The following is a 22829-nucleotide window of genomic DNA, read 5'->3' on the forward strand; positions in this document are numbered from 1 at the left end:
CGCCTTAGAGGGACTCTATTTCATCGTTTTGCTTGACAACCCAGACGAGCGCGCCAGGGGTGTGCTCTCTCACAGGTTTTAGATTGATGGATCCATCTCCAACTACAACAACGGCCTCAATTGCCTCGATCTGACTGGCCATTGCCACAGTAAAGACGGCTTCGATGGCATCGAGCGTGAGACTTATCGAACTTATATTTCGCGCAACATATGTGCGCCCGGTGCTATCGCGAAGAGCGGCTGCCTGAGTTGCGCCGGTACGTCTCAAGGTAGCCTGCGCTAATACTTCGAGTTTCTGATCTTCTACATTTTCAAATTTAGAGTTCGTCATGCTCTTCTTCACTTGTTGGTGTTTCTCGTTCGACAAGAACGCTGCTAATTCGACGACGACGGCCAATTGGACGCTCAGCGGTGATATTCCACCCGCTTAGAAATATCGTGCTTCCAGGGATCGGAACCCGGCCCAACTTCTTTGCCATCAAACCGCCAATGGAATCAACATCATGATATTCCGCTTCTGGAATGGTGATGTCGAGTTCGCGTGCAAAATCTTCCACATGGAGTCCCGCCTGCGCCCTAGCCTTATTCTCACTGAGCCAGGAAAATTCTTCCTCCCCATCGTCGAACTCGTCTTCGATCTCACCGACGATCTCTTCAATAATGTCTTCGATCGTGATGATGCCAGCGGTGCCACCGTATTCATCAATCACAATCGCTAAGTGAATCTGATTGCGCTGCATATCCTTTAGCAACTCAGCAGCTATTTTGTTCTCTGGAACGAAATTAGCCGGACGCATCAACTGTTCAACGCGTTCAGTCTGCTCTGCATCGTGATGATCAAGGGCGCGTTTAGCCAGATCCTTGACATAGGCAATTCCGATGATGTTATCGACATCTTCATCTACGACCGGAATACGGGAGAATCCAGAGCGAAGAGCCAATGAGAGTGCCTGCCGAAGCGTCTTGTCCTTCTCAATCCAGACCATTTCTGTTCGCGGAATCATGAGTTCGCGGACCAAAGTGTCGCCAAGTTCAAAAACTGAGTGGATCATTTCGTGCTCGTCAGATTCAACAAAACCGCGCTCGTGCGCCTGATCCACTAAATCGCGAAGCTCGGCTTCGTTGGCAAAGGGGCCTTGTCTGAATCCTTTGCCGGGCGTAATTGCATTGCCAAGAGCAATGAGCAGGCGGGTGATCGGTGTGAGAATGCTTGCCAAGTAGAAGGTGACAATCGCACCGCTGCGTGCCCAAAAATGTGGATTCTGCCTGCCTAGGGTGCGGGGTCCGACACCAACAATGACGTATGAGACAACGACCATGATGACAACCGTGAGGAAGAGCGCCTGCCCCCCATCAAATATTTCAAGGAGCACAACAGAGAGAAGAACGGTCGCAGAGAGTTCGCACGTCTTTCGAACCAGAAGGGCGACATTGAGATAGCGGGCTAGATCTTGTGTCACCCGTCGCAAGATGGGACCGCCACTGAGGCGTTCCAACTCTTCGATCTTGACGCGGGATATCGTCGTGAGAGCGGTTTCACTTCCGGCCAAGAAACCAGCAAAGGCTAGTAAGAAAACGATGGCAACAAGGAATAACGGGGTCACTTCATCCACCGATCAACTATTGATTCTTGGAGTGTAAACATCTCTTTTTCATCCTCGGCCGTAGCATGGTCATAACCCACAATATGCAAGAGACCGTGAACACTCAAGATTGACAATTCGCGATCAAAGTCATTTCCAGCGTCCTTGGCTTGAGCCTGGGCAATCGTTGGACAGAGGACGATATCGCCGAGTATTCCAATCTCTTCTGACCCTGGTTCGATCTCATCCATAGGGAAGGAGAGCACATCTGTAGGACCTGGTTCGCCCATCCATTTGATGTGAAGCGCCGTCATTTCTGCTTCGTCCACGAGAAGAACGTTGAGATCGCACTCTGGGTTTAAATCAAGTTCCGAGATTCCAAAGGCGAGTAGCGAGATTAATCTTTCCTCTGGGAAATCGACACCGGAGCGATTCTGTATATCTATCGCCATATTTAGTTGCCGGGACGAAGTTGGCGAGGAACTCGATCCTGCTGCAACTGCGCCTGGCGTTCATCACCATACTTGCCGTAGGCCTCAACAATCTCTCCGACCAAACTATTTCGGACAACATCTTGCGAACTCAAATCAATGAAAGCAATGTCATCGATACCGACCAAGATATCGCGGATGACTTTAAGTCCCGATTTCGCCCCAGAAGGTAGATCCATCTGGGTAACATCACCCGTTATTACCATTCTTGAACCAAATCCAAGACGCGTGAGGAACATCTTCATTTGCTCAGGTGAAGTGTTCTGGGCTTCGTCCAAAATAATGAAGGCATCATTAAGTGTTCGCCCACGCATATAAGCAAGCGGGGCAACTTCTATGACTCCAGTCTGCATCAGGCGCGGAATGGACTCTTGGTCAATCATGTCGTGAAGCGCATCGAAAAGCGGACGAAGATACGGATCTATTTTCTCCGACAAGGTTCCGGGTAGGAATCCGAGGTGCTCCCCCGCCTCAACTGCAGGGCGGGTAAGAATAATTCGATTGACTTCCTTAGCTTGCAATGCAGCGACGGCTTTTGCCATTGCGAGATAGGTTTTGCCCGTCCCTGCCGGGCCAATTCCAAAAGTAATTGTGTTCTGGTCGATCGCGTCCACATAGTGCTTCTGGTTGGCAGTCTTGGGACGAATTGATCGTCCGCGGTTACTTAAAATATTGAGCGATAGGACTTCAGCAGGATGATCTTGCGGAACTTGGCGCATCATGGAGATAGCGCGAACAACGAGTTCGCTTGAGAGCATCTGACCCGATCGGATGACAACGAGCAATTCATTCAGGAGAGCCTCAAGGCGGCGACCCTCTTCGGAATCGCCTTGGAAAGTAATCTCATTTCCGCGGACAGTAATGGTCAGGGTCGGAAAACCAGCCTCAATAATTCTTAGGTGAGAATCGGTAACACCAAGCAGGGCGACCATAGGAATGGCGCTGGGCACCGCAAATAGGGTTCTTTCCATTGGACTTATTCTACGGGCAATGGTGAGTGAATGCTGAACTAACCGGGAGGCCAACCGAATGGTCGACCACCAAGCAGGTGCAAATGAGCGTGAAAAACACTCTGACCGACCGATTCGCCAGTATTGAAAACGCTCCGATACCCATCTAATCCTTCGGATTGCGCAATCTCTGCTGCTGCGCTGAGAAGTGCGGCGGCGATGACAGAGGAGATTTTCGCAAGCTTGCCCGCATTCTCCACATGAACGGTCGGAACGATAATCACGTGCGTTGGTGCTTGAGGAGCAATATCGCGAAACGCAACAACATTTTCGTTTCGATAGACGATTGTTGCCGGAATTTCACCCTCAATTATTTTACAGAAGAGACAGGTTGAATCTAGTGCCATGGATCATGCATCTTTCTACTAAGTGTTACCAGAGACCGAGGGCGACACTGGCTGCAGAGACAGCAGCAATACCAGCATGCGCCGATCGGAAGATCGGGCGACCCAGTCTGACCAACTTCGCGCCTTCCTTACTCATGTCCAATAATTCCTCATCGGTCAGTCCGCCTTCAGGACCGACGACAAGAACCACAGATTGAATACGTGCGACTTTCGAAACAATTTCCGTAAGTTTCTCTGTAGCATGCACATCCAGAACCAAAGCCAGATCCGCACTCCTGATGATTGCGAGCACGCGCGCCATATCAGCGACATCGGCCACCTCAGGAAGGTAATATCGGCGCGACTGCTTGCCCGCTTCAATGACCGCTGCCTGCAACTTGCCGACACCATCGGGAAGCCGTCCGATGGATCGCGCTGCTTGCCATGGAACGATTCGGTCGACGCCTGATTCGACAAGAAGCTCGATGTTTTCTCGAGTTCGCTCACCCTTGGTGACGGCTTGAATAACTGTGATAGTTATTTCGCGTTGTGGTTGGTATCCAGATTCCAAGACCGCTAAATCAACAGAGGTCTTATCTACTTCAGTAACACATGCTCGCGACCAGTGACCGTGACCATCTGAGAGAAGCAACTCTTCGCCCGGAGTTGCGCGAAGTACACGAGAAAGGTGATGACCTACCTGGCCCACCAAACGAATTCGCTCGTTGATTTCGGTCGGAAGTTCTGCGACATAGAAAAGTGGCAACATCAGCGAAACGCATCCCGGAACTTATTGAAGAAGCCCCCGTCGTGACGCTGCATCTGAGATTCGCCTTCTTTCTCTCCTCGCAGACGAGCAAATTTGCCCAACAACTCCTCCTGCTCCTTATTAAGTTTAGTCGGAGTATGCACATCTACATGAACTATCAAATCGCCACGCCCACCACCTCTTAAGTGAGTGACTCCCTTTGCCCTTACCGTGATAGTCGATCCACTTTGAGTGCCGGCCTTGATTACAACAGGGATCGGTCCATCCAGAGATTCAACCGTGAGCGTCGTTCCGAGAGCAGCAGCGACCATCGTGATGCCAAGAGATACATGCAAGGTATCGCCTTCGCGAGCTAGGAATTCATGCGGGGTCTGCACAATTTCAACGTACAAGTCACCGGCAGGTCCACCGCCTGGTCCCACCTCGCCGCGACCAGACATCTGAATGCGATTGCCAGTTTCGACTCCAGGGGGAACCTTCACGGTGATCGTCTGCCGTGTCCGTACGCGACCGTCTCCCGCGCATTCATTGCAAGGATTTCTAATCACGCTGCCATAGCCCTGACAATTGGCACAGGGTCTGCTTGTCATTACCTGCCCAATGAAGGATCGAGTGATCTGTTGGGTTTCGCCTCGGCCTCGACAGATTTCGCAGATCTGGGGCTTTTCGCCTTCGGCACAACCAGAGCCAGCGCACTTGGTGCAAACAACTGCGCTCTCGACCGCTATTTCTCGTTCGGTTCCGAAGCATGCTTCGTTGAGATCAACCTCAATGCGAATGAGCGCATCTTGACCGGCACGTACACGAGGTCGAGGGCCACGATTTCCGCCGCCGCCGAAAAATGCATCCATAATGTCGCCAAAACCAAAACCAGCTCCCCCAAAACCGTTGGATGAGCCACCATGGTCGTAGTCCTGCCGCTTCGCAACATCGCTGAGAACTTCGTAGGCAGCGGTAATCTCTTTAAACTGATCTTGAACTGCAGGATCCGGATTAACGTCAGGATGCAATTCACGGACGAGTTTGCGATACGCGCGTTTTATCTGGTCTTGTGTGGCATCGCGCTCGACGCCCAAGACTTCGTATAAATCTGCCATTACGATCCTTCATTCATGTAGCGACCTATGTAACGAGCAACAGCCGAAACGGCTGCGATCGAACCCGCATAATCCATGCGGGTCGGCCCGATAATTCCGAGGGCGCCAAGTGGGGACTTATCACTGCCATAGCCAACCGAAATAAGACTGGTCTGACGCAAATTTTCTTCCGTCTGCTCTTCACCAATTCGAACATGCACCGTATCGCTAACGTCACCAAGAAGACGCAACAGTACAACTTGTTCTTCTAGCGCCTCAAGAATCGGATGGATCTGGGCGGAGAAATCCTCGCGGAAGCGAGCTAAATTCGCTGTGCCCGCAAGCACAACTCTCTCCTCCGGTTTTTCAAGTGCCATTTCAGTCAAAGTCGTAATGATAATTCCAACGTCGCCTCGGTTTGGATCGGTATATGTCTTGAAAAGGAGATTCATTTTTTCGGAAATGTCTAGCAATCGCTGCCCAATAACACTCTGATTAAGTCTGGTGCGAAGCGTCGTTACGAAGTTCTCGTGGAGATCATGACCAAAATCAATAACACGTTGTTCAACTCGACCCGCATCGGTAATAAGAATGACCATCAACCGTGAAGGAGTAAGTAGGACCAATTCAAGGTGACGGACTCTAGATTTCACAATGGAGGGATATTGGACTACAGCAACCTGCTTAGTCACATCGGCCAATAGTCGGACGGTACGCATCACTACATCATCAAGGTCATGAGCACCTTCGAGAAAACTTTCAATTGCTCGTCGCTCTGGAGCAGAAAGTGGTTTGACGGTTGCCAATTTATCTACGAAGACTCGATAACCCCGGTCAGTTGGAATGCGACCTGCACTCGTATGAGGGTGAGTAATAAGACCTTGCTCCTCGAGGAGGGCCATCTCATTGCGGATGGTCGCGGGTGAAATTCCCAAACTATGTCTGTCAGCAATCGCCTTAGAGCCAACAGGTTCTTGGGTGGCGACATACTCATCCACGATTGCGCGGAGGATTTCTAAACGACGTGATTCCATGAATACCAACTAAATAGTTACGAGGGCGATTGAAATCAAGGTCAACAGGAAGAATGATGGAAAGGATGCGCGAATCTTCTCAGCCCTGAAATGGAAATACATCGCACCGCTCATATCTACCCAAAGAATGACGAGAGCACACCACTGAATAAATACGTTTCGGAGTCCAATAATGAGTCCGAGTGCAGCAAGGGCTTCAATAACACCAATAAAACGGGCAAGTCCGTCCTTGACATTCACCTCACGGGTAACAGCAAGTCCGCGCTCGTTGCCACTGGCCTTCATGAGGCCGGAAATGACAAAAACAAGCGCTAGAAGAGAGGAAATGATGACGTGATAGGTATGCATAGGACTACAAGGTACTACACAACTAATTCGCGTACGATTCGGTCTGCAATGAGGCGCCCCTGAGGCGTTAATTGCAGGGATCCCTCGCTCCATCGCGATTTATCAAGGTGGCCGCTTTCACGGTACCCCTCAACTCTGGAAATCTGCTCCGCCGTTAGGTCACTCAGAAGGATTCCGTAGTGCATACGGATAGAGAGCATCACTTTCTCATCGCTTATTTGTTGAGGGGTGAGAGTCTCTCGTTCTTGCACAGGTGATTGAGAATTGATAAGAGCGTTCTTGTATGCAGTTGGGTGCTTGACGTTCCACCAACGTTCTCCATATAGATGGGAGTGTGCGCCTGGTCCCAACCCCCACCAATTCGCATTCTTCCAATAGGCAACGTTATGTCGGGATTCATGACCGGACTTTGCCCAGTTGCTCAACTCGTACCAAGTCAGACCGGATGCTTCACACATTTCATCAACGAGTAAATACATATCTGCCATGAGGTCGTCGCTTGGCATGGAAAGATCTCCGCGCTTGATCTGAGCCGCGAGTTTCGTCCCTGTCTCAACGATCAATGCATAAGCACTCAGATGATCGACTCCTAGAGAAAGGGCAGACTCAACTGAAGTCTTCCAATCTTCCAGACTCTCGCCCGGTGTCCCGTAAATGAGATCCAAACTAACGCTTTCGAATCCAGCATCCCGCGCCGCTTGCACAACACGGGCGATGCTTTCGGGATTGTGGGTTCGGTCCAAGACCTTCAATACATGAGGTACTGCAGATTGCATTCCGAACGAAATTCGATTAAATCCGACTTCACGTAACTCTTTGAGTTTCTGAACGTCGACCGTATCGGGATTCGCCTCCAAGGTAATCTCACACTCGGATGAGACATTCCATCGCTCTCTTATCGAGGAGATAACCCGTCCAAGATCACGCGCCGGAAGCAGGCTCGGAGTGCCTCCCCCAAAGAAGATGGTGGGGACAGCACCTGGGGCTTCTGTATGAGCAATATCGAGTTCTCGCAAAACTGCATCAATGTAATCAAAGGAGACGGTTTCTAAAGTGCCACCTTCGCGTAATTCACTTGGAGTGTAGGTATTGAAATCGCAGTACCCACAACGTTTCACGCAGTAAGGGATGTGAACGTAAAACGAGATATCTCCAGACTGGGTCGGAGCCATGATTACTTCCGCGCGGCCTTCGCCTTATCAATATCGGCGTCCGTGGCAAGGGCTGCAACAAAGGCTTCCTGCGGAACTTCAACGCGTCCCACCATCTTCATCCGCTTCTTGCCCTCCTTCTGCTTCTCAAGAAGCTTGCGCTTACGAGAAATATCTCCACCGTAGCATTTTGCAAGAACGTCCTTACGGATGGCACGGATATTCTCACGGGCAATAATTCGTGAACCGATTGCTGCCTGGATTGGAACCTCAAATTGTTGACGCGGAATCAGAGCGTGCAATTTGGCAGTCATCATCAACCCATAGGCATATGCCTTATCGCGATGAACGATGGCGCTAAATGCGTCAACCGCTTCACCCTGCAGCAAAATATCGACCTTGACGAGATCACCTTCGGCATCGCCAATTGCTTCGTAATCTAGGGATGCGTAACCACGAGTACTGGACTTCAATTTATCGAAGAAATCGAAAACAATTTCCGCGAGTGGAAGCGTGTAACGGATTTCCACACGATCTTCAGAGAGGTAATCCATGCCGAGCAAGACTCCACGTCGTTGTTGGCAGAGTTCCATAATTGCGCCGATAAATTCACTGGGAGCAAGAATGGTCGAACGGACAATTGGCTCCTCAACGCTCAGGATCTTGCCGGAAGGAAACTCACTTGGGTTGGTCACAATGACGTCTTTGCCATCATCGAGTTTCACTTTGTACACAACGTTCGGCGCGGTTGAGATCAGACTGAGATTGGATTCACGCTCAAGTCTTTCGCGGACAATTTCCATGTGCAGCAGACCGAGGAATCCACAACGGAAACCAAAACCAAGTGCGGCAGAGGACTCTGGTTCGTAAACCAGTGCGGCGTCATTGAGTTGAAGCTTGTCGAGTGCTTCGCGCAAGAGTGGATAATCCGCACCGTCGAGTGGGTAGAGGCCGGAGAAAACCATTGGCTTTGGGTCTTTGTAGCCCGCAAGTGGCGTCTTTGTGGGGTTGTTGTAATTAGTGACCGTGTCACCGACGCGTGATTGGCGAACATCCTTCACACCCGTAATGAGGTATCCAACTTCGCCAACACCTAAACCTTTGCTTGGAAGTGGCTCCGGAGAAATCACGCCAACTTCAAGCATCTCATGACGGACACCAGTTGAGAACATTTGAATCTGATCGCGGGCAGTCAGATGCCCATCCACAACACGGACGTACGTGACCACTCCGCGGTAGACGTCATAGACCGAGTCGAAAATTAGTGCGCGTGCAGGTGCATTTGGATCGCCTTGGGGCGGTGGAATCTGCGCAATGATCTGGTCAAGAAGTTCGGGAACACCCGCACCGGTTTTTCCAGAGACCAGCAAGCAATCACTTGGTTCGCATCCGATGAGTTTGGCGAGTTCGGCCGCAAACTTTTCTGGCTGAGCAGCAGGAAGATCAATTTTATTCAAAACAGGAATTATTTTGAGATTGTTCTCCATCGCGAGATAAAGATTTGCAAGCGTCTGCGCTTCGATTCCCTGTGCGCAATCCACCAACAAGATCGCACCTTCACTCGCAGCGAGCGAGCGCGAAACTTCGTATGTGAAATCGACATGGCCGGGTGTATCGATCATGTTCAAGATGTATTCCTTGCCATCGATACCTGAGCGCCACGGAAGGCGGACGGCCTGGCTCTTGATAGTGATTCCGCGTTCGCGTTCGATATCCATGCGATCGAGGTACTGCTCGCGCATATTGCGGGGATCGACAACCTCTGTGATGCCGAGCATGCGGTCAGCTAAAGTGGATTTACCGTGATCGATATGCGCAATGATCGCAAAGTTACGGATCTGTGCGGGATCGGTAGAGGCAGGTTGAGGTGCCTTTGCAATTGATATGGCCGGCATGAACCTAGCCTCGCGCTGTCGTCTGTATTAGAAAATTAACGAACGCCAGCTTTTGTAGCCGACTTAGCCATGGAAGACTTCTTGTTGGCTGCTGCATTCTTGTGAATAACGCCTTTGGCAACTGCGACATCAAGTGCCTGTGAGGCGGTGCGGAGTTCGGTGGTGATAACTGCCGAGTCCCCGGAGGCAAGGGAGTCACGAAACTTGCGCACGGCGGTCTTGATGGATGACCGGACCGACTTGTTACGAAGGCGAGCCTTCTCGTTGGTCTTGATCCGCTTAATCTGGGACTTGATATTTGCCACGCGCGCTACTCCGACTCTGAAAGAACGATTTTCAACTGGTCCAAATGGATCAGGTAAGAGGGGAAGGCTACCAGCGAGAGCACTCCAGGCTCAAATTAGCCCAAGCGTTAACCGAAGTGGGCTCAGATTAGCGCCTAGAACGGGCAATCTCGGTGACCGCTTTCTCCAGGGCATAGATCGGGTCCACCGAGGCACCCTTTACCTGGGCATCGGCCTGAGCAATAGCAATCACCGCCTTCGCGATCCCCTGGGGCGACCAATGGGCTAGTTGGCGCCGGGCCTTGTCGATCTGCCACGGCGACATACCTAATGCCCCCGCCAGTTCGAAGGATTTAGCACCACGGTTGGTTCCAGAAACCTTTGCGAGTCCTCGCAAGGAGGAGGCGATCGCGCTAGTGACCATGACTGGATCGGTCCCAGTGGCAATGGCATTTCTCAATGTGAGCAGGGCTCGAGAGACATCTCCCTCAAGTGCAGCTTCGGCAACATCAAAACCGGTCGTCTCAATTTTTCCTTGGTGATATTTATCTACCACTTGCTCATCGATAACGCCTGTTGTATCCGATGCAATCTGAGTGCATGCCGAAGTTAATTCTCGAAGGTCATTACCTGTGGCATTGACCAGCGCATTGACAGCACCGGGTGTGATTTTCCGACCGAGATCGAGGAGGACATTCTTTACAAACTCTTGCTTCTCGCTCTCTTTCTTCAATTGATCACAGGCGATTACCTCAGTTTTTGACTTCTTAATCTGATCGAGAAGCGCTTTCCCTTTGACTCCGCCCTTATGAATGAAGATGACGGAGATTGTGGGATCTGAAACCTCAAGAAAGCGAGTGATCTCACCTTTGCTCTCCTCAGGTAGATCCTGCAGATCGCGGATGACGAGAGCACGTCTCTCAGAGAAAAGTGAAGGGGCAAGGGCATCGGAAATATCTCCGGGCAATGCCTCTGCACCAAAAATTGTCCGGACCTCTGCATTTTCCTCACTCATCGCAACCAAAATCTTGGCAAGTGCGCGGTCGGCAAGGGCGGGCTCTGCTCCCAGGAGCAGGTAGTTGCTCATGCCAACCTCACTTTCTGCCACCACGATCCTGCACTTGTATGAACGGTTAGACGGTGGGATCGGGCAACTATAGCGATCGCACCATTCTTATCTGTCCGGTAAATTCTGCTTCGCAGTCTATCCAGCGTGGCAAGCGTCTGCGCCGCGGGGTGGCCGTAGGGATTGCCTTCTCCGACGCTGATGATTGAAAGATCTGGGGAGAGTCTTTCCATAAATTCTTTCACTTGGCGGGCTGAGCCGTGATGACTGACCTTGTAGATATCGACATGACGAAGCAAAGGAAGGATCTGGGACTGTGCCTCGGGTTCTACATCACCCGCGGCAAGCAAAGAAAAGTCGGGACTCACAATTTCGAGTACCACACTTGAGTTATTGATAACTGAACCCGCTGCGCCACCAACCGCGCTCGTTTCAGAGCTATTTAACGGCCATAAGACCTTGATTGTGATCAGACCGCGCGAACTTGGAAGAGAGAAGATTGCCCCCTTCTTCGGCTCGACCAACGCTCGATCCCCTAACCACTTTCCAACCTGGCCACTTTCAAAAAGCGGATCCTTATTGTTGCTCACCCATACCTGACCAACCGTGCGGCCGCGCATCAAGCCTGCCAAACCCTCTACATGGTCGGCATGGAAGTGAGTGAGTACGAGAAGCGGGATGCTCCGAATTCCCAGTTGCGTCAAGCATCGATCTTCCACAGTTGGATCGGGTCCTGTATCAATGACAAAGCCCCGATGGTTGCCCAAATTAATGACGAGCGAATCACCCTGGCCGACATTGCAATGTGCGATTTGCCAATCCCCTCTGGGCCATTGCGAGTTCCACGTGAGAAATAGGATTATTGAAACCGATACCGCGATCATTATTCGATGAGTACGCCAGAGAAAAACAAGTGCAACCAGGATGAGGATTACTACCAATCCGCCGATGAAACCCCCGAGCCCCGTGGAGATTTGCAGAACGGGGAATTTCGCCGCCCAATGCGCGACTCCCACGATCCACTCCGACGGGTATGCAATGACTAAGAGCAACGCACTACTCACTCCGGGAAGTACAGGTGAGAGGAGTGCCGCGATGAATCCAAAGACAGTAATCGGTGCGACAACAGGTGCGACAAGCAAGTTGGCAATTACAGTCATCAGACCCAAATACCCGGAAAGCGCAACCAAAACTGGAGCACACATGAGTACTGCTGCTGTCGGCAGACTCATGGCGTTAGCAAGACGTGCAGGGATGAATCGTCCAAGCCAAGTGGCAATTCGAGGAGCGAGTAAAAGTAATCCAGCTGTTGCCAATACAGAGAGCGCAAATCCTGGATCGCGCGCCTGCCAGGGATCGCCAATAACTACTGCGGCCATCGCGAAGCCAAGTGCCGGTATGGCATCGCTGCGTTTACCGATTCCGCGCGCGACCAATACAACACTGGCCATTGCCGCCGCTCTCAAGACCGATGGTGATGGACGGACCAAGGCAATAAAACTAGCCAGAACCAAGGAAGTAAGAACGAGTCGGATGCGCAGGGATCGGAAGAACCACTGCATGCACCAGAGAGCGAAGAGAGAGATGATGGCAAAATTGGCCCCACTCACGGCAACCAAGTGAGTAAGCCCCGAGCGGCGCATGTCATCGCGCAGTTGCTGCGATTGCAAAGATGTATCGCCCAGGACCATTCCAGGAACCAGTGCGCCCGCATCGTCACCACGTGCGAGTGCGCGAAAATCAGCTCGAATCGCACCGAGAGTTCGCGCCCAACGCGATGCCGCAGTATCAACCGTGAGTTTCCCACGAAGAATAAAAAGTCCTGCAACTCGGGCTTCTCTGCTCTTTATCAACGTTCCGAAGGAGGAAATCATCTGACCCGGAAGAACCGCTGTGATTTCTTTATCCGTCGTCATGACACGTATGGGCACTCGGAGCCGATATTTCTTTCCTTCCGCCTCAACCCTGAGAGCCGTTGCCAGAAAGGAATAATTCGTGGGTGCTTGGGCAGTGCCGAAGACTTTTGCCTTAGTTTTCGTGGGATCGGTGGAGACCTGAAATTGGATTGTCGAGACCGTCCCAATTAACTTCTGAGTTATTGAATTGGTCAGCGCCATCTGGCGAAGTGACATAACACCAGATCCCAGAAGGATGGTGATAGCCAGCAGGCAGATTAAATTCTTGCCGCTTGCATAAGCCAATAGCGCCAACAGAGTTGCGGCAATGGAAATCCACCACGGAGTCATCCAACTTTGGAGAAGTGCTCCGATCCAGATTGTCGCGCCAATAAGGAAGGCGCGATAATCCCTTATACCCTTATTTTGCTTTTGATCTGCGCGAATTTGGAGGGGCCAATACCTGAAACCTTCTGCAAATCTTCCAAAAGAATGAAGGGTCCATTCACTTTTCTATAACTCACTATTCTTGCGGCGAGAACTGGACCAATTCCGGTAAGCGTCTCTAGCTCACCTACCGTCGCGCGGTTGAGATTGATCGGTCCGCTCCGTCTTTTCACAACCCTTGGGCTTCTGGTGCTCTTGTAAGTACCAGTGACAACGAGTGGTTCGACATATATCTGTTCGCCATCTCGGAGCATTCGAGCCAGATTTATCTCGCTCATGTCCATCCCCTGTTCGGCCCCACCTGCAGCTTTGATCGCATCCATGACACGGGCCTCTGCAGGAAGTGAATAGACGCCGGGGCGCTTCACTCCACCTGCGACATCGACGACGAGAGGTGGTGGCGCAATAACTATGGGAGCGGTCTCCACAATCTGTTCGGGTTGTCCACGAGTCACAACCCCGACAGAGATGAGACAGATGATCAGGAAGACGCCGAAAAGCGCACGTCTTTGAGTGGTAGAGAAGTGCAGGTCGCTGAGTCGATCGTGTAATCGTTCGCGGATGTTGTTATAGAAATCATTCATGCCCTAAGTGAAAAGGGCGCAACGACGCCACTTTCGCAGAGGAGTTTGCGCTGTTTAGGGCTAGGCGTTGTTGATAACGATATTGACGATTTTAGGAGCGCGAGTGATGATCTTGCCGATCGTTGCACCTGCTAGCGCCTCGATGATCGTTGGATGAGCCAGTGCCGCATGCTCCAAATCGGTATCAGAGATTAAAGGTGAGACTTTGATCCGCTCCTTGATCTTGCCGTTGATTTGAATGACAGCAATCACTGAGTCGGCCACCAACAAAGACTCATCGACTGCTGGCCAACCAACCAAGGCAACTCCTGGCTTATGTCCCAACCGCTCCCACATTTCTTCGGCCATAAACGGCGCAACCAACGAGAGCATGATGGCAATCGCCTCGACTGCTTCACGGGCAGCAGGATCTGCTGGACCGCACCCTGAATCAATGGCTTTACGTGCTGCATTCACAAGTTCCATAATGCGCGCGATAGCAACATTGAACCGAAGAGACTCGACCGCAAAACCAGCGTCATGCACCGCTTTATGCGTCGCCTTGCGTAGTGAAATATCACCCGCCATGAAATCAACTCCGGGAGCACTTGAGATATCTCCAGATAATCTCCATGCGCGGTTGAGGAACTTCACCGACCCTTGCGGTGAAACATCTGCCCAGTCGATGTCATCCTCTGGTGGTCCAGAGAAGACAAGCGAGAGACGGACAGCATCGACACCATGGGTCGCCAACTCATCGGAGAGACGGACAAGATTGCCCCGGCTCTTGCTCATCGCCGATCCATCCATCACGACCATGCCCTGATTGAGCAATCGCGAGAATGGTTCGTCAAAGGAGAGAAGGTCCATATCGTGCAAGACCTTGGTTAAGAAGCGCGCATATAAGAGGTGCAAGATCGCGTGGGTGACGCCACCGACATACTGATCAACCGGCATCCACGTATCAACAGCTTCGCGGCTAAACGCTTGAGTGTGATCGTCATGGCTTGGGTAGCGCAAGAAGTACCAGGATGAATCCACGAATGTGTCCATCGTGTCGGTATCGCGCTTGGCAGGCTTTGCGCACTTAGGGCAATCAACATTGACCCAGTCGGTGGCAGCGCCCAAAGGTGAAGTTCCTTTGGGCTTGAGATCCAATCCCTGCGCATCAGGCAATTTCACCGGCAATTGATCCAGTGGGACAGCAACTTCACCGCAGGATGGGCAGTGAATAATCGGAATCGGGGTTCCCCAATAACGCTGCCGTGATATCAGCCAATCGCGCAGGCGGTAATTGCGCGCAGCCTTGCCAAGTCCGTCGCGTTCCAACTGCTCATTGATAAATGCGATCGCCTCATCTTTTGGCTTGCCGTTGAGGGTCCCAGAGTTAATGAGTTTGCCTTCACCTGGCGTTGCAATTCCCGTGACAGATGGATCTTCTTCGCCCGTCTCAACGACTACGCGGATCGGCAGTCCCATCGCACGCGCGAAATCCAAGTCGCGTTGATCGTGGGCAGGAACGGCCATAATCGCACCAGTTCCGTAATCAGCAAGAACGTAATCACTGGCCCAAATCTGGAGTTTCTCGCCGTTGACTGGATTGATTGCATAACGATCTAAGAAAACACCGGTCTTTGGTCGATCAGTTGCCAGGCGATCAATATCAGAATCAGCCTTGATCGTCTCAAGGTATTCCTTGAATTTACCCTCAACCGAAGTTCCTAATGCCAACTCAGCAGCAAGATCACTATCGGCAGCGACGACAAAGAAAGTCGCCCCATACAAAGTATCCGGACGAGTCGTGTAAATGGTGACGGGCTCTCCCCGTCCTTCGATCACAAAACTCACATTCGCGCCCGTGGATCGCCCAATCCAGTTGCGCTGCATCGTCAAGACTTTGTCGGGCCAATTGCCTTCGAGTTGTGACATGTCATCAAGCAAGCGATCTGCATAGTCAGTGATCTTGAAATACCACTGCGTCAATTTCTTCTTGGTTACTGGCGTATCGCAGCGCTCGCACAGACCTGCCACAACTTGCTCGTTGGCAAGGACGGTCTGGCACGAAGGACACCAGTTAACTTTTGATGCTTTGCGGTAGGCGAGCCCACGTTCAAACATCTGAATAAAGAGCCACTGATTCCAACGATAGAACTCTGGGTCGCAGGTATTGAACGTTCGATCCCAATCAAATGAACATGCATACCGTCGCATCGACGCCTTCTGCACGGCGATGTTCTCATACGTCCAAATCGCAGGATCAATCCCCCGCTTGATCGCGGCGTTCTCTGCTGGCAAGCCAAAGGCATCCCACCCCATCGGGTGCAAAACATTGAAGCCTTTCTGAACCCAATAACGAGCGATCACATCGCCTAGGGCATATGCCTCGGCATGGCCCATATGAAGATCCCCCGACGGATACGGGAACATGTCCAACACATACTTCTTGGGCCGATTGTCGCCCGGGCGACCGGAACGGAAGGGGGCTAGCTCGTCCCAGACCGGCAGCCACTTCTCCTGGACATAGGCAACGTCGTACCCCTCGTGGACAAAATCACGTGTGTTCTCGGTCGACATGTGCATAGGTTACAGGGAACCCATGGCCGCCGACTCTCCCTTTAACTTTGCCCACCGTAAGAGTCTCCATCGTGGGCTACAAACTTAACTGCGAATGTGAACCAAGTCGTACAACCTGAAGAACCCTGGATCCGTGCTGACGGTAAATCAGAATGAGGTCTGGGCGAATGTGGCAATCTCGAAAACTTTTCCATTCTCCGGATAATGGGTGATCTCCATATTTGGCTGCTAACGGTAGATCTTTTAACAATAACTCGAGAACGATCGTCAAGTCTTTATCTAGGTTCTTACCGCGCGGGCTTCGCTTCTCGCGCTTATAATCCTTTTTGAATTGCGCAGTCCGTTCAATCGTCCGCATTGAGTTCGCTCAATAAAGACCCAACATTCCGAGCGCGAATTAAACGTCCCTTTCGAGCTTCACGCATTGCGGCGATCGTCTTCTCGTTGGGTATCAATGGGTCGAATGGAAGAGCTCGATCTTCTACCACGCGTATCAAGAGCATTCGATATGCGTCTGAAAGCGTCAGGCCAGTCGCCGCAAGAATATCGGCTGCCTCCTCTTTGACCTTTCCATTCACTCGTGCGCGAACGACAGCATCAGCCACCATATAAACCACCCCTTTATGTATGTAGCCACATTGTAGCCACATTGTAGCCACATTGTGTAACCAACCACAATCCCTGGCACTCAATCAAAGACCACCATAAGTGGTCAGAACTGCTCATTCTGATGTGCCTGTGAATAATCGGAGCGGGTAAAGGTTTCCCATTCAAAAGTTGTGGGGCCCGAGAAATGCTCGGACCCCACAATTCCTTATTACTTGGCTAGATGCTGTGTATTAAGCAGCTTCCGTGCTGCGGACTGCTGAGATTTCGAACTCGAGGTTGACCTTTTCGCTCACGAGAACTCCGCCTGCTTCAAGCGCCGCGTTCCAGTTGACTCCCCAGTCCTTGCGGTTGATGGTGGCCTTTCCTTCAAAGCCGATTCGGGTGTTTCCCCATGGATCTACGGCAGTGCCGGTGAAATCCAAGTCAACGGTGATGGGCTTGGTGGTGCCCTTGATCGTCAGGTCGCCGATGAGCTTGTAGGAATCTTCGGCGGCCTTCTCGAAAGCGGTTGAAACGAATGTGATCTCTGGAAATTCACCCATCCCAAAGAAGTCATTGCTTTTGAGGTGAGTATCGCGGTCAGCGCTGCGGGTATCGATGCTGGCGGCCTTGATGGTGACCTTAAGGTGCGAGTTAGCTGGATTCTCTGCATCGAAGTATCCGCTGCCTTCGAATTCGTTGAATGCGCCGCGAACTTTTGTGACCATGGCGTAACGGGCTGTGAAGCCGATCTGGCTGTGGGATGCGTCGATTGAATAGGTGCCGGTGAGGGACTGGACTGTTTGAGTAGACATGGATTGAGCTCCTTCATAAAGTGCGGGCATTTCCCGTTACTTAGTTGAAATTTCAACTACTTATGAAGTGTAACATGATTGAAGTTTCAATTATTCCCAAAATGGCGATATTTATTGAAATTTCAACTACCTGAGAATTACCCGAGCACAGATGTGATGATGCACGTGGAAAATACGCGATAAGTTGGCGTTTATTTTAGGAAGTGACTAACTTCGTAAATGCAATGAGTCCGACGACCACGATGACCGCGCGATAAACGCGTTCGGGTAGGCGACGGCCAATGCTGGCACCTAGATGGCCGCCGATCAGGGCGCCAGCCGCAATAACTCCCGCGGCGGGCCAATTGATTCCGCCTCGAAAAATGAAGACCACAGCTGCTGCCGTGTTTGCAGACAGACCCAGCATCATTTTGATTGAGTTGAGTTTTTGAATTGATTCGTCAATGACTGCGCCAAGGATCGACATCAAGAGAATCCCCTGGGCGGCGCCGAAATAGCCGCCATAGACACCGGTGAGGAAAATACCGCCGTCACGGATGATGGCGTTGCGACGTGGTCTGGTTTCGCGCCTAGCCGCTCGCTTTTTGAGCCACGGCTGAAGGATGACGAGGATGATTGCAAGCAGGACCAGGACCGGCACGATCTGATCGAACGCAGTTGCAGGAAGACGCAAGAGGAGAAGAGCGCCACCGAGTCCACCCACCAAAGAGAGCGAAACAAGTTGACGAACATGCGACCACTGAGTTTTTAGTTCGCTGCGATAGGCATAGGCACCAGTGATCGCACCTGGCAGTACCCCAACGTTGTTAGTCATATTGGCAGTCAGGGGTGAATAGCCGAATGCGAGCAGGGCCGGAAAGGTAATGAGAGAGCCTGATCCAACGACTGTATTTATTGTGCCTGCTGCAACACCCGCCAGAAAAAGCATCGCGGCTTCGAAGAGTCCCATACTCAAGTATGTCTTGAAATCGAGACATTTCCGCCGAGGTTTTCGGCGTGGCTAAATTTCAAAGTCCTACTACAATTTTTGATGCCATCATCACTTCCTTTTCCCACGCACTTGGCGAAGTAAGTCTGGCAGTGACGGACCTGAGAGACAGATAGAGTCTTTCTTCCATTGGGCGATAATGGGTTCAGATGCGCGCATTGACCTCCTCAATTCAGTCATTGAAATATCAAACCATGACACGGGATTGCCAATCTTGGCCGTGAGACGTACTCCGCTTGTGTATTTCTGTTCCTCCCAGTCTTCCTCGGGTTCACCCGTCGGGCGAACGAGAAGCAGATCTAAATCACTGTTCGTGTCCCCCTCGCCACGGGCCGCGGAACCAAAAAAACTTGCGTGCAACGGCGCGATCTTCCAGGAAGCTATTTCATCTTCGATAGCGTGCAGCATCCGTTCACGGATCGTTACCAATTCGAGGATGGCACCGGCCGCAAGATGCTCGCTATTGAACCGACACATTCGGGAACGCCCGCCCTGTTCTACAAGGATGAGCCCTCGTTCACTTGCACGGTTGACAATTTCGACCGCGCGAGGGGCAGAGACACCAGCAATGCGTGCGAGTTGCCTAATGGAAAATGATGCATCCGCACCAACAAGAACACGAAAAACTGCCGCAGTTGCACGAGGCAAAACGATGTCAGTTGGTTCGCCTGTATTCACTGAACGATCCCTCTGTAAGGTGTAAAACTGACGAAGGTTGATGAAAGGCGGATTTCATCCTTGGTTAATTTCGAAATTCTTGCCCGTCAATAAAAGATTTGCGCGCCCCAACTTTGACAATAAGCCCGGAAACTGCGGGGTAAGTCTCCTCGCCATGACGTACGACAATATCTACAAGTTTTCCCAGATCGTGTCCTTCGTCATCACGCACCGGACATCCGATAAGTCCTGCAACGGAGACCAACGAATCCCTGATGTTCTTCCGTGCCAGAACGGAAACTGAGTCCCGACGCCCAACAATGCGCTTAGCGACATTGATGGCTGGGACTGCAGGGGTTTTCACTCTTGGATTTTAGCCGTCCAGCCCTCCGACCCGACTCACATATCCATGAATATCAAATGCGAGTTCTCAATTAAAGACCCCCGCGGCACTCTCTTCTGCATAGTTCTTCCACGCCATTCGCTTGGATAGTCGGCCCTCTCAGCTTCAATAAATGTAGCGTCGATTTTCCTTCAGGATTGGATTTCTATAGTCTGATTTATCCTTGCACTTTCAATTACTGCTTCAGCCACAAGGATGGTGGCGAGTCCTTGCTCCATTGTCACAATATCTGCTGACTTTCCTAACACCGCATCCCGAAAATTCTCGTGCTCCACGCGTAGCGGTTCGTGTTTAGATATCGCGTATCGGATTACATCGCCTTCGCTGACTCCACGAAATTGCGTAATCCCTTCCCACTCCGAAGTAACAGTCCCGTTTGCGTAGAACGTCAAATCTGCAGTCAAAGTATCTGCAACAAACGCTCCCTTTTCGCCAGTGATAATCGTGACGCGCTCCTTTAAGGGGCTGAGCCAATTCACCAAGTGGTTAGTAATTGTGCCGTCTTGTAAAGTACCAATTATCGCTACAAGATCTTCATGTTCATGACCAGTGCGTAACGCGGTGCGGGCCGACACAGATGAATATCGTTGGCGTGTTATCCATGCAGTTAGGTCAATGTCGTGTGTTGCCAAATCTATAACCACGCCAACATCAGCGATGCGAGTAGGAAATGACCCTTGGCGCCGCGTGACAACTTGATAGAGCGAACCGAGTTGTCCAAGCCGACGTCGTGCTTCTTGCAGAGCTGGATTGTAACGTTCGATGTGACCAACTGCGCCTACTAGACCAGCTTTATCAAAGGCTCTTGCGAGCGCCTTTGATGTGACCGTGTCTTGCGATATTGGTTTTTCTACCATCGCATGAATTCCTGCGGTGGCAAGTTCTGTGCCAACTTCTAAATGAAAAATAGTCGGAACTGCCACTATTGCATAATCAATATCCAGCGCAATTAGTTCGGCGACAGATTTAAAGACAGGACGACCTTGCGCAACTCCATCAATATCGCCGGCTGGATCAGAAACTCCAACAAAATCCACACCAGGAAGAGATGCAAGAACTCGCGCGTGATGGCGACCCATCATCCCTAAGCCAACAAGACCGGCACGCAAGTTCTTCACGAGTTATGCTCCCGCAGCAGCGATTGAATTAATTACCGAAACAACTGTTTCAAGATCCTCTTGCGTAAGTGCCGGGTGCACAGGAATTGAAAGAACTTCCTTACATGCGCGTGTTGTTTCGGGTAAATCAAAAGTGAGACCGAAAGATTGTAACTTGTGCACTGGAATTGGATAGTACACACCATTGCCGACTCCCCGCTTAGTCATCTCGGCCGCAAATGCATCACGATCATGCCCGATGATACGAATTGTGTACTGGTGATAGACATGGAACGCGCCCGGTGCAACATAAGGAATAGCTACACCCTTAAGATTTTCGTCAAGGAATTTGGCATTAGTGCGTCGCTGCGTTGTCCATCCGGTCAATTTAGTGAGTTGTACTCGACCAATCGCTGCGTGAATATCAGTCATTCGGGTGTTAAACCCCACAATTTCATTCGCGTAGCGCTTTTCCATACCTTGATTGCGCAACAGGCGACACTGGCGTGCAATTTCATCGGACGCGGTTGAGATCATGCCACCCTCACCCGATGTCATGTTCTTTGTCGGATAGAACGAGAAAACGCCAGCCGTCCCAAACGAACCAACAGGCGCCCCATCAAGCGAGGCCATGTGTGCCTGCGCGGCATCCTCAATAACGAGTAAATTGTGGCTTGCAGCAATTGCCATAATTTCCTTCATTGCAGCTGGTTGGCCATATAGATGCACAGGTTGAATTGCACGGGTGCGGGATGTGATTGCAGCTTCTATCCCAAGGGGATCAATATTGAAAGTTTGAGGATCGATATCTACAAATACAGGGGTTGCCCCTGTTAACGCCACCGCGTTCGCAGTCGCAGCAAAGGTAAACGAAGGAACGATCACTTCATCACCTTGCTTAATTCCTACCGCAACCAGCGCCATATGTAGACCCGATGTTCCCGAGTTAACAGCGATGCAGTGTCGGTCGGCAACAATCGTTGAAAATTCATTTTCGAAGGCGGCAACTTCAGGGCCTTGCGCCATCATCCCTGATTGCAGAACACGATCTACTGCCGTACGTTCCTCTTCACCGATAAGAGGCCTCGCGGCTGGAATGAACGCGCTCATCTTTCGACTTCCACAAGTGTGTCAGTATCACTTTCCAGGTACCGAGTTCGGGTCTTGGGACAAAGAAAATAGCCAGCACCTTCAAAAAGTAAAGGTACGCCCGCCTTTCCTACCCAACCAATTCGCTTTGCTGGGACACCAGCCATGAGAGCAAATGCAGGAACATTCTTAACAACCGTTGATCCTGCCGCGACAAGAGCCCAGGCGCCGATTACCACCGGTGCTACACATATACTTCCAGCACCGATGGATGCGCCCTCGCGAACTATTACGCCAATTGCTTCCCAATCGCCAGAATTCTTCTGAGTTCCATCTGGGTTGACCGCACGAGGATATTCATCGTTGGTGAGAATAACGCCAGGTCCAATGAACACTCCCGCCTCGAGCATCGCTGGCTCGTAAACAAGTGCATTGTTTTGAATTTTGCAGTTGGCATCAATGCGTACGCCATTCCCTACATAAACGCCACGTCCAATAATGACATTTTCTCCAAGAACGCAGTTCTCACGTATTTTTGCGTATTCCCAGATAGCAACCCCTTCACCTACCTGCGCGCTGGCAGCAACATCTGCGGTGGGATGAATATGCGGCATGGCCCAACCCTACCTTTTGGCTTGCTTAAATCGTCCCATTGCCTGATGTCTCCCTGGGCTGTGTCA

Annotated in this window: 25 protein-coding genes; all 25 read right to left on the reverse strand. The window is 51.2% G+C overall.

The features are described 5' to 3' along the window. Positions 1-4 precede the first annotated feature (4 nt). Entirely contained in the window at positions 5-331 is a 327-nt protein-coding gene (locus tag VMW30_07355; GenBank protein HUW88173.1) for a cytidine deaminase, read from the reverse strand. Continuing rightward, complete coding sequence (locus tag VMW30_07360; protein HUW88174.1) at positions 318-1604, reverse strand: hemolysin family protein; 1287 nt, start codon at positions 1602-1604, stop codon at positions 318-320. The genes VMW30_07355 and VMW30_07360 overlap by 14 nt, the downstream gene beginning before the upstream one ends. Further along, complete coding sequence (gene ybeY / locus VMW30_07365; GenBank protein ID HUW88175.1) at positions 1601-2035, reverse strand: rRNA maturation RNase YbeY; 435 nt, start codon at positions 2033-2035, stop codon at positions 1601-1603. The genes VMW30_07360 and ybeY overlap by 4 nt, the downstream gene beginning before the upstream one ends. Positions 2036-2037: 2 nt before the next feature. Then, a complete protein-coding gene (locus VMW30_07370; GenBank protein ID HUW88176.1) occupies positions 2038-3045 on the reverse strand; it encodes a PhoH family protein in 1008 nt (335 codons plus the stop codon). A gap of 38 nt (positions 3046-3083) precedes the next feature. Then, on the reverse strand, positions 3084-3431 hold the full coding sequence (locus tag VMW30_07375; protein ID HUW88177.1) for an HIT domain-containing protein: 348 nt from the start codon (positions 3429-3431) through the stop codon (positions 3084-3086). 25 nt (positions 3432-3456) lie between these two features. Then, complete coding sequence (locus VMW30_07380) at positions 3457-4179, reverse strand: RsmE family RNA methyltransferase (GenBank protein ID HUW88178.1); 723 nt, start codon at positions 4177-4179, stop codon at positions 3457-3459. Further along, a complete protein-coding gene (gene dnaJ / locus VMW30_07385) occupies positions 4179-5276 on the reverse strand; it encodes a molecular chaperone DnaJ (protein HUW88179.1) in 1098 nt (365 codons plus the stop codon). Before dnaJ ends, VMW30_07380 begins: the two co-directional genes overlap by 1 nt. Then, a complete protein-coding gene (hrcA, locus tag VMW30_07390) occupies positions 5276-6289 on the reverse strand; it encodes a heat-inducible transcriptional repressor HrcA (protein HUW88180.1) in 1014 nt (337 codons plus the stop codon). Before hrcA ends, dnaJ begins: the two co-directional genes overlap by 1 nt. 9 nt (positions 6290-6298) lie before the next feature. Continuing rightward, positions 6299-6637 carry a DoxX family protein gene (locus VMW30_07395; GenBank protein ID HUW88181.1) on the reverse strand — a complete coding sequence of 113 codons (339 nt, stop codon included), beginning with the start codon at positions 6635-6637 and terminating at the stop codon, positions 6299-6301. Positions 6638-6651: 14 nt separating this feature from the next. Continuing rightward, on the reverse strand, positions 6652-7809 hold the full coding sequence (gene hemW, locus VMW30_07400) for a radical SAM family heme chaperone HemW (GenBank protein ID HUW88182.1): 1158 nt from the start codon (positions 7807-7809) through the stop codon (positions 6652-6654). A 2-nt stretch (positions 7810-7811) separates the two neighbouring features. Next, positions 7812-9683 (reverse strand): translation elongation factor 4, encoded by a 1872-nt coding sequence (lepA, locus tag VMW30_07405; protein ID HUW88183.1) that lies wholly within the window; start codon positions 9681-9683, stop codon positions 7812-7814. Positions 9684-9718: 35 nt separating this feature from the next. After that, complete coding sequence (gene rpsT / locus VMW30_07410) at positions 9719-9988, reverse strand: 30S ribosomal protein S20 (GenBank protein ID HUW88184.1); 270 nt, start codon at positions 9986-9988, stop codon at positions 9719-9721. Positions 9989-10115: 127 nt separating this feature from the next. Further along, entirely contained in the window at positions 10116-11075 is a 960-nt protein-coding gene (gene holA / locus VMW30_07415) for a DNA polymerase III subunit delta (protein ID HUW88185.1), read from the reverse strand. Next, positions 11051-13279 carry a ComEC/Rec2 family competence protein gene (locus tag VMW30_07420; protein ID HUW88186.1) on the reverse strand — a complete coding sequence of 743 codons (2229 nt, stop codon included), beginning with the start codon at positions 13277-13279 and terminating at the stop codon, positions 11051-11053. Before VMW30_07420 ends, holA begins: the two co-directional genes overlap by 25 nt. Positions 13280-13341: 62 nt before the next feature. Then, positions 13342-13959 (reverse strand): ComEA family DNA-binding protein, encoded by a 618-nt coding sequence (locus VMW30_07425; GenBank protein HUW88187.1) that lies wholly within the window; start codon positions 13957-13959, stop codon positions 13342-13344. A gap of 60 nt (positions 13960-14019) precedes the next feature. Further along, positions 14020-16512: a leucine--tRNA ligase gene (gene leuS, locus VMW30_07430; GenBank protein HUW88188.1), complete on the reverse strand. Its 2493-nt coding sequence runs from the start codon at positions 16510-16512 to the stop codon at positions 14020-14022. Between the two features lie 76 nt (positions 16513-16588). Then, positions 16589-16870: a type II toxin-antitoxin system YafQ family toxin gene (locus tag VMW30_07435; GenBank protein HUW88189.1), complete on the reverse strand. Its 282-nt coding sequence runs from the start codon at positions 16868-16870 to the stop codon at positions 16589-16591. Further along, entirely contained in the window at positions 16857-17120 is a 264-nt protein-coding gene (locus VMW30_07440; protein ID HUW88190.1) for a type II toxin-antitoxin system RelB/DinJ family antitoxin, read from the reverse strand. The genes VMW30_07435 and VMW30_07440 overlap by 14 nt, the downstream gene beginning before the upstream one ends. A gap of 231 nt (positions 17121-17351) precedes the next feature. Further along, on the reverse strand, positions 17352-17915 hold the full coding sequence (locus VMW30_07445) for a YceI family protein (protein ID HUW88191.1): 564 nt from the start codon (positions 17913-17915) through the stop codon (positions 17352-17354). A gap of 196 nt (positions 17916-18111) precedes the next feature. Continuing rightward, on the reverse strand, positions 18112-18864 hold the full coding sequence (locus VMW30_07450) for a sulfite exporter TauE/SafE family protein (protein HUW88192.1): 753 nt from the start codon (positions 18862-18864) through the stop codon (positions 18112-18114). A gap of 90 nt (positions 18865-18954) precedes the next feature. Next, entirely contained in the window at positions 18955-19581 is a 627-nt protein-coding gene (locus tag VMW30_07455) for a nucleotidyltransferase domain-containing protein (GenBank protein HUW88193.1), read from the reverse strand. A gap of 64 nt (positions 19582-19645) precedes the next feature. Next, a complete protein-coding gene (locus VMW30_07460) occupies positions 19646-19924 on the reverse strand; it encodes a hypothetical protein (protein HUW88194.1) in 279 nt (92 codons plus the stop codon). A gap of 170 nt (positions 19925-20094) precedes the next feature. Next, complete coding sequence (locus tag VMW30_07465; GenBank protein ID HUW88195.1) at positions 20095-21081, reverse strand: Gfo/Idh/MocA family oxidoreductase; 987 nt, start codon at positions 21079-21081, stop codon at positions 20095-20097. A gap of 3 nt (positions 21082-21084) precedes the next feature. Further along, positions 21085-22170: a DegT/DnrJ/EryC1/StrS family aminotransferase gene (locus tag VMW30_07470; GenBank protein HUW88196.1), complete on the reverse strand. Its 1086-nt coding sequence runs from the start codon at positions 22168-22170 to the stop codon at positions 21085-21087. Next, positions 22167-22763, reverse strand: a complete 597-nt coding sequence (locus tag VMW30_07475; GenBank protein HUW88197.1) for an acyltransferase — start codon at positions 22761-22763, stop codon at positions 22167-22169. The genes VMW30_07470 and VMW30_07475 overlap by 4 nt, the downstream gene beginning before the upstream one ends. Positions 22764-22829 lie beyond the last annotated feature (66 nt).

It is taken from the genome of Candidatus Paceibacterota bacterium, assembly GCA_035530615.1.
In the GTDB taxonomy this organism is placed as follows: domain Bacteria; phylum Actinomycetota; class Actinomycetes; order Nanopelagicales; family Nanopelagicaceae; genus QYPT01.

Excerpts from the sequence above, each read along its gene's own strand:
- VMW30_07355 (HUW88173.1), bottom strand. The coding sequence starts at position 331 with ATGACGAACTCTAAATTTGAAAATGTAGAAGATCAGAAACTCGAAGTA.
- ybeY (HUW88175.1), bottom strand. The coding sequence starts at position 2,035 with ATGGCGATAGATATACAGAATCGCTCCGGTGTCGATTTCCCAGAGGAA.
- VMW30_07370 (HUW88176.1), bottom strand. The coding sequence starts at position 3,045 with ATGGAAAGAACCCTATTTGCGGTGCCCAGCGCCATTCCTATGGTCGCC.
- VMW30_07375 (HUW88177.1), bottom strand. The coding sequence starts at position 3,431 with ATGGCACTAGATTCAACCTGTCTCTTCTGTAAAATAATTGAGGGTGAA.
- VMW30_07380 (HUW88178.1), bottom strand. The coding sequence starts at position 4,179 with ATGTTGCCACTTTTCTATGTCGCAGAACTTCCGACCGAAATCAACGAG.
- dnaJ (HUW88179.1), bottom strand. The coding sequence starts at position 5,276 with ATGGCAGATTTATACGAAGTCTTGGGCGTCGAGCGCGATGCCACACAA.
- hrcA (HUW88180.1), bottom strand. The coding sequence starts at position 6,289 with ATGGAATCACGTCGTTTAGAAATCCTCCGCGCAATCGTGGATGAGTAT.
- VMW30_07395 (HUW88181.1), bottom strand. The coding sequence starts at position 6,637 with ATGCATACCTATCACGTCATCATTTCCTCTCTTCTAGCGCTTGTTTTT.
- hemW (HUW88182.1), bottom strand. The coding sequence starts at position 7,809 with ATGGCTCCGACCCAGTCTGGAGATATCTCGTTTTACGTTCACATCCCT.
- lepA (HUW88183.1), bottom strand. The coding sequence starts at position 9,683 with ATGCCGGCCATATCAATTGCAAAGGCACCTCAACCTGCCTCTACCGAT.
- VMW30_07420 (HUW88186.1), bottom strand. The coding sequence starts at position 13,279 with ATGACTCCGTGGTGGATTTCCATTGCCGCAACTCTGTTGGCGCTATTG.
- VMW30_07425 (HUW88187.1), bottom strand. The coding sequence starts at position 13,959 with ATGAATGATTTCTATAACAACATCCGCGAACGATTACACGATCGACTC.
- leuS (HUW88188.1), bottom strand. The coding sequence starts at position 16,512 with ATGTCGACCGAGAACACACGTGATTTTGTCCACGAGGGGTACGACGTT.
- VMW30_07435 (HUW88189.1), bottom strand. The coding sequence starts at position 16,870 with ATGCGGACGATTGAACGGACTGCGCAATTCAAAAAGGATTATAAGCGC.
- VMW30_07440 (HUW88190.1), bottom strand. The coding sequence starts at position 17,120 with ATGGTGGCTGATGCTGTCGTTCGCGCACGAGTGAATGGAAAGGTCAAA.
- VMW30_07445 (HUW88191.1), bottom strand. The coding sequence starts at position 17,915 with ATGTCTACTCAAACAGTCCAGTCCCTCACCGGCACCTATTCAATCGAC.
- VMW30_07450 (HUW88192.1), bottom strand. The coding sequence starts at position 18,864 with ATGGGACTCTTCGAAGCCGCGATGCTTTTTCTGGCGGGTGTTGCAGCA.
- VMW30_07470 (HUW88196.1), bottom strand. The coding sequence starts at position 22,170 with ATGAGCGCGTTCATTCCAGCCGCGAGGCCTCTTATCGGTGAAGAGGAA.
- VMW30_07475 (HUW88197.1), bottom strand. The coding sequence starts at position 22,763 with ATGCCGCATATTCATCCCACCGCAGATGTTGCTGCCAGCGCGCAGGTA.